The 7,313-nt window shown below is 34.2% G+C and carries 5 protein-coding genes and 1 pseudogene; 1 reads left to right on the top strand and 5 read right to left on the bottom strand.

All coding sequences use genetic code 11. The features are described from left to right. Positions 1–6 precede the first annotated feature (6 nt). Positions 7–1,032, bottom strand: coding sequence for a 5-(carboxyamino)imidazole ribonucleotide mutase (gene purE, locus QZU83_RS10305; RefSeq protein WP_295611903.1), 1,026 nt, complete (start codon positions 1,030–1,032; stop codon positions 7–9). A gap of 59 nt (positions 1,033–1,091) precedes the next feature. Next, positions 1,092–3,160 (bottom strand): annotated as a pseudogene (locus tag QZU83_RS10300) (Tex family protein). 170 nt (positions 3,161–3,330) lie between these two features. Here QZU83_RS10300 and QZU83_RS10295 point away from each other — a divergent pair. After that, positions 3,331–5,025: a glycosyltransferase gene (locus QZU83_RS10295; protein ID WP_366925387.1), complete on the top strand. Its 1,695-nt coding sequence runs from the start codon at positions 3,331–3,333 to the stop codon at positions 5,023–5,025. A 35-nt stretch (positions 5,026–5,060) separates the two neighbouring features. Here the strand turns inward: QZU83_RS10295 and mmp11 are convergent, their stop codons facing one another. The 3 genes from mmp11 to QZU83_RS10280 all read right to left on the bottom strand — a co-directional run. Then, entirely contained in the window at positions 5,061–5,999 is a 939-nt protein-coding gene (gene mmp11, locus QZU83_RS10290) for a methanogenesis marker protein 11 (protein WP_295611901.1), read from the bottom strand. A 7-nt stretch (positions 6,000–6,006) separates the two neighbouring features. After that, the gene (gene ribH, locus QZU83_RS10285; protein WP_295611900.1) at positions 6,007–6,423 is read right to left on the bottom strand and encodes a 6,7-dimethyl-8-ribityllumazine synthase; all 417 of its coding nucleotides are present in this window, start codon (positions 6,421–6,423) and stop codon (positions 6,007–6,009) included. 130 nt (positions 6,424–6,553) lie between these two features. Next, on the bottom strand, positions 6,554–7,313 hold a 760-nt coding region (locus QZU83_RS10280; RefSeq protein WP_295611899.1), incomplete at its 5' end, for an isocitrate/isopropylmalate family dehydrogenase.

The raw sequence follows: 7,313 nt of genomic DNA, 5'->3' as shown, positions 1-7,313 counted from the left end.
TTATCACTATAAGTTAATTTTTTTGTCTTTTAATTTTCCTAAAAGTTCTGTAATATATGGATTGTCAATAGCAAGAATTTCACCTGCAAGGACTGCTGCATTTTTACCGTTGTTAATTCCAACAGTTGCAACAGGAACTCCTGGAGGCATACTTACAGTTGTAAGCATATAATCTTTATTATTTTCATTAGTACATGGAACTCCAATAACCGGTCTGTCTGTCAGTCCCACTAGTCCTCCTGTTACCTGTGAGGAAGTTGAACTTATTCCAATGAAAATTTTTGCATTTTTCATGCATTTGACATAATTTGTGAATTTTTTAGTTGATCTTATCGGACAGACTACCTTAATATCATGCTTAATCTTAAGTCGGTCTAATATAATTCCAACCTTTTTGGCAGTTCCCACATCAGTTTGCCTTCCAGCAATAACCACGACTTCCGCATCTTTGTTCTTTATACATGCATCGGTAGTTTCATCTATCTCAATGTCTTTGATTTCAAGATTTTTAATTCTTAAAAAATCGTTTTGAAGATATTTTCTTTCAATCTTTTGAACTATATCCTCATTGCTCTTTTTGACTTTTTCAGCATATTCCTTTCTTAACTCTATTACCTTTTGGCGAACCTCTTCATCATGAAGTCCGATATACTGAGCAGCTAAAATTGCGGCATTATCTCCTCTATCGATTCCAACAGTTGAAATAGGGGAAGGATAAGGCATTTGAATAATGGATTCGAGTGCATCAATTCCATTTGTTTTAACATCTACGGGAACTCCAATAACCGGTCTTGGCGTATAGGCAGCTATTGAACCTGGTAAATGTGCCGCCAAACCAGCAATACCAATAAATACTTCAATTCCTGCATCAGTACCTTGAGTAACAATTTCTCTAACTAAATTAGGTGTTCTGTGGGCGGAAGCTATCTTTAAACTATATGGTATTTCGAGCCTTTCTAAAATATCCATACTTTTTTCAGCAATAGCAATGTCTGACCCACTTCCAAGAATAATCATTATTTTTGGTGTCATTCAATAATCCCTTCTAAATTAAAATTTATTTATGTATTATAATATTGTCTTTTATATATTTAAATTATCATTGATAGGTTAATCCTTTTTCTTTTAATGTCTACATCCAGGACTTTAACATCAACTATATCTCCGACACTAACGATGTCAAGGGGATGTTTTACAAATTTGTCAGCCACCAATTGTGATATGTGAACCAATCCGTCCTGATGGACTCCAATATCGACAAATGCTCCGAAATCCACAATGTTTCTAACAGTTCCTTGAGTTATCATTCCTATCTCCAAATCTTCAAGTGTCAATACATTTTTCCTAAGAATAGGTTTTGGCATGTCCTCACGAGGGTCTCTGCCGGGCTTTTTAAGTTCTCTTATTATGTCCTTTAATGTTTCCATTCCAATGTTTAACTCTTCTGAAATTTCTTCCAGGTCAACTTTGTCAAATTTTAAGGATTTTGAGCCGATATCGCTTGTGGAATAGTTTAACTTTTTTAATAGCTTAAATGTGGCATCATAAGATTCCGGATGGATTGTGGTATTGTCCAATGGGTATTCTGGATTGTCAATTTTTACAAACCCTGCGCACTGTTCATAAGTTTTTTTACCAAGTTTCTTAACATTCAGTAATTCTTTCCTATTTTCAAAGCTTCCGTTCTCTTCCCTATATCCAATAATATTTTTAGCAGTTGTATTGCCTATTCCTGATACGTAATTGAGTAGGCTTACAGAAGCGGTATTCAGGTCGACTCCAACCTCATTTACTACCTTTTCCACAACACCGCTCAGGGACTCGGACAATTGCTTCTGGTTCATGTCATGCTGATATTGACCAACGCCGATTGATTTTGGATCGATTTTTACAAGTTCTGCCAGCGGGTCTTGAAGCCTTCTTGCAATTGAAACGGCACTGCGTTCCCCTTCTGAAAATTCAGGAAATTCCTCGTCAGCCAATTTTGATGCGGAGTATACTGAAGCTCCAGCCTCGTTAACAATTATGTATTCAACATTTGTCCCTTTGATAATGTCAGAAACAATTTGTTCGGATTCTCTTGAAGCAGTTCCATTTCCAATGGCTATTACGTTAATGTTGTATTTGTCGATTAAATCACGAACAGTTTTAATTGATTCTTTAACCTTATTTTGAGGTTCGGTTGGATAAATCAGTGCAGTATCCAAAACTTTCCCAGTTTCATCAATAATTGCAAGTTTACATCCTGTTCTAAATGCGGGATCCCAGCCTAAAATTGTTTTTCCAACAAGAGGACTTTCCATCAATAGCTGATTCAGGTTTTTGGCAAATACTTCAATTGATTTTTCTTCAGCTTTCTGTGTTAAAAAATTCCTGATTTCCCTTTCGATTGCAGGAGAAATCAGTCGTTTGTATGAATCCTCCACGGATTCCTTTATTATTGGGGTGGTATATCTGTTATATTCGATTTTTTCAGGAATGCTTGAGATATTTTTCAGCATATGCCTGTTGAGATATTTTATTATATCATCAACTTCACATACAACTTTTCCTTTAATCATTCCCTCTTTTTCAGCCCTGTTAATTGCTAAAATCCTATGGGGTGGGATTTTTCTTAAATCTTCACTGTAATTGTAATAGATTTCATATTCTGATGATGAATCCTTATCTTTGGCCTTGGTTTCAATTTGTCCGGTGTAGAATGTGTTTTGCCTGATTTTTTTTCTGAATTCGGAGTTGTCTGATATAATTTCTGCAATAATATCTTTTGCACCATCTATTGCATCTTCGGCAGTATTGATTTCTTTTTCGGGGTCAATGTATTTTTTAGCTATTTTCTTAACGCTTTCTTTAACATCCTGTGCTAGAATTATTTGGGCAAGTGGATCCAATCCTCTTTCACGGGCAATTGTTGCTCTTGTTCTTTTCTTACTCTTGAATGGTCTGTATAAATCATCAAGTTCAACTAATGTATTGGCATTTAAAATGCTGTTTTTCAAATCGTCATCGAGCTTTCCAAGCTCATCGATTCTGTTTATGATTTTTTCCTTTTTGTCTTCCAGGTTTCTGAGATATTTCAGTCTTTATCGATTAATTTGATTACTTTTTCAACTTGCCAGTTAGCTAAATTTAATTCATTTTGAAGTGTTTCTACTATCATCAAATAACTACCTTTTAAATGTGTTTATAAAGATTAAAAAGCTTTAATTTACTATTAAAATGTATAGATAAATTTAGGTTTTTGTATTATTTAAGTTGTGGTGTAAAACTAATACATTTATAGTAGTTAAATGACATATTTATAAACAATTAAACTTTCAGGTGAATTTATTGTATTGGTTTTTTGTAATTATTGCATTTTTGCTTGCTAGTATAAAAACTGAAAAACCCAAGAAATATCAAAAGGTTTCAGTAATTATTCCTGCATATAATGAGGAAGATACTGTAGCTAAAGTTGTAGAAGTAATTAGAAATGTTTCGTTTGTCGATGAAGTCATCGTGGTTAATGATGGTTCTTCTGATAAAACTGAAGAGGAAGCTATTAAGGCTGGAGCTATAGTTATTAATCATGAAACTAATAAAGGTAAGGGTGAAGCTTTATTCACTGGTTATAAGCAAGCAGAATGTGATATTATTGCATTCATTGATGCGGATATTTATAATTTAACATCCAAAAAAGTCGAATCAATGATTATGCCGATTTTGCTTGGAAATGCTGAGATTACTAAAACTAAATTTTCACGTGTTAGCGGACGTGTAACTGAACTTACAGCTAAGCCGTTGCTCAATTTCTTTTTCCCTGAAATTTCTTTTGAGCAGCCATTGAGCGGTCAGTTTGCAGCACGTAAAGAAATATTAAAAAAAATTAATTTTGAAAAGGATTATGGTGTTGATGTAGGTATTGTTATTGATGCTGATGTGCTTGGAATTTCTATCATGGAAGTCGACATTGGTGAAATTGAACATGACATGTCTCCGCTTTCAGATTTAAATCTGATGGCTAATGAAGTTGTTAGAACTATTATAAGTCGTGCTAATAAGTATGGTAGAGTTTTAATGATTGATGAGATTGGTTATTTCATTCGTATGTCTGTTGTGGGATTATCTTTAATTATTCTTGGTTTATTTACAGTCTTTTTTGTAAAAATGGTTCCCCTTTCAATCGGTGTCATTATTTCCGTTTCAGGAATTTTAATATCAGTCTATTACCTTATTAAAGTTATTATAAAATCTATTGTAATATTTAAAAAGACACCTGGACTTAGCTTATTAAAATCTTTTGTTAAAATTCACTTTCCTCTGATTATTTCAATAATTGTACTGTTATTAATGATTTCAACATTTATTGGTGCAGCGCACTTTGAAAATGGTGTATTGTCAATTGAACCGAACTCCAGAAATTTAATTATATATGCGGACAATTCTCATTCAGATAATTCCATATCAGTTAGAGGACCATTTACTATTGATGTTGCTGTTGAAAATGAATCGGATCAAATTCGTATGCCTTCCGAAGCAATGATGACATTGGGTTTAAAAGTCAATGACACGATTCAAATAGGCAATACGGATTATGTTGTTAATGAATCAAGAGACGGCGAGAGCGATATTATCAGAGTACCTCAACAAGTTAGAAAGACTTTAAATCTTGAAACTGGATATGTTATTCAAAATAGTCGTTTAAAAGAAGTATTTGACCAGTCTATTGTAACCCAAAGCAATGGTAATAAAAACATTACATGCACTGAAAAGTTCATTATTTCTCCGAGAGACTATAACTCTTCCAACTTTGAAGTATTTTTGGATAATGTTTCAATATCTAATTCCTCCGGTGTATTTAGAGGCAATAGTTCTTATTCAATTGCAGTTGGTGGCGAGGTTATTGGTACAATACAAAAACCTAGAAATACTACTTTAAATTATGGCAATTCAGTGGTTAAGATAGTCTTTAAGGATTCGCAATATTCGTCAACAAAACAGTTTGTAAAATCCGGTCAAGGAAATTTCCTTCGGATTTCTAATTAAAAAATAGTAAGAAATCTAAGAAGTATTTTCTTAGATTATTTTTTTTCATAAGCTTTAACAGCTTCTTCTACATCGTTGTAAAGTCCAAGTGCAGCTAGAGCACCAACTTTTCCCTGTTCGCCGGTTACAGCAATCAAAGGAATATTCAATTCTTCAGCAGTTGCTTCTGCTGTTTCAACATCCATCATGCCTGATTTTGTTGCTATTGAGTATTCTCTTAATTTTTCAGGAATTTCAAGACCTTCCAATATGGCTATAGCTGTTTTATCAGATAAAGTATCTCTTTTAAGAATTTCAATAACTCTATTTATTAATTCTTCTTTTTTGGATTCTTCAACAGCAAATGTAAGAGCAATTGAAACACAATTTTGAGTTTTATGAGGATTATGTGGGTATAACTGAACAATTATGTGATCAAGATATTCATAACCTTCATTTGCAAGTTCAACACCTAAATTGTGTGCCATTGTCCAAGTAGCCCCGGCATCTTTAGTATCTGTATCATCAATACCAATAACTACTTTTTGAAGTTTAGGAGTAACGACAGTAGCTCTTCCTACTTTTGAACCTCCTCCAATGTCAAGAAGTTCAATGTATTTGACGCCTTCTCCCATTCCTCTGCACATTCCAGCACCTACACCGGCACCTGCAAGCCCAGCATGTGTTACCTTAACTTCATCACCGTCAATAACAATTTCATCTATTCCTGCAGCATTAAAACTGGCTTTCAAATCAATAGGACTGGAACCAGCATGACACAAATATACATGTTTATTTCCATCACGATGGGCGGAATCGATTAGTTCAGAGTTATTGCGGTATTGGTTTAGCAACCAATGGGATCCGGAAATGCATGGATGATATTCGATTAGTTCGACTTTATCACCATCCACCATAGTTAAGACCTTTTCGTATGGTGCAATCCAGGGATCTGAAAATTTTTCCTTTAATTCATTCGGTTTGAGAATTTCCATCAAATCACTAGATTTCTTTTAATCTGTCACACATTTTAATAGCTGCTTCAACTGCACTTTTTGCGTTTTTAACACGTCTGTGTGCATCCATTCTTGTCATTCCTGGACCGGTAATTCCTAAAGCAACTGGTGTGTCATATTCTAATGCTAAATCAGCAATTTTACGTGAAGCATGTTGTGCAACGATTTGGTCGTGGTCAGTTGCACCTTCAATAACAGCACCTAAGGTAATTATTGCATCGTATTCGCCTTTTTGTAATAATTTTTTAATTACAAGTGGCATGTCAAACACGCCAGGAACGGCTATAACTTTTGTAATTTCACAGTCTCTATTTTTAGCTTCAGCTTTAGCTAACTCTAACATCATTTGAGTAATATCATAATTAAATTCTGCTACAACAGCAGCGATTTCATATTTTACCATTTTTTCATCTCCCTTGGAATAATAAAAGCATAAATCCTGCAACCCCACTTAATACCATAGTGAATATAATAAAAAGTGCAGCCCATTGAATTTTAGTTAGTTTTCTCATATTTCTATCTCCATTTTTTATTTATAAATTATTTTTAATAGCTTCGGCTACTTCCATAGTGCTTGATGAACCGCCTAAATCTCTTGTTAGGATTTTTCCATCATTAAGCACTTTTAGAATAGCGGCATCAAATTTATCCGCTTCTTCGTTTTCACCGATATATCTAAGCATCATAATTGCTGAAAGCATCATTGCTATTGGATTTGCTTTACCTTCGCCTGCAATATCTGGTGCAGAACCATGAACAGGCTCAAATAAAGCACCATCTTCACCAATATTGGCAGAGGGTATTACTCCTAGTCCTCCAACGAGCCCTGCGCCTTCATCGGATAAGATATCACCGAATAAGTTTGTAGTTACAATAACTTCAAAGCTTTGAGGTTGTGTTATGAGATACATTGCTGTTGCATCCACATAAAAGTCTTCAGTTTCAATCTCAGGATATCTTTCAGCTACTTCATAGAACACATCCTTGAATAATCCGTCACTTTTTTTAAGCACATTTGCTTTGTGAACTCCTGTGACTTTGCTTTTGTTATTTTCTTTAGCATACTTAAAAGCATAATCAATAATGCGTTCCTCTGCTTTTCTTGTAATAATACGTTTTGCAATAGCACCATCTTCAGTTAATTCTTCCTGATCTGCGATGTACAATCCTTCGGTATTTTCACGCACAATCATAAAGTCAACATCATCAAATAATGCATTAGTATTAGGATAAGTTTTAACAGGCCTTAGATTTGCATACATTTTCATTTCTTGGCGTATTTTAACAATAACA

The sequence above is a fragment of the uncultured Methanobrevibacter sp. genome (assembly GCF_902771435.1).
Classification (GTDB): Archaea; Methanobacteriota; Methanobacteria; order Methanobacteriales; family Methanobacteriaceae; genus Methanocatella.
The sequence above is the reverse complement of the archived record's forward strand: the minus strand, read 5'-3'. Positions and strand labels throughout refer to the sequence as shown.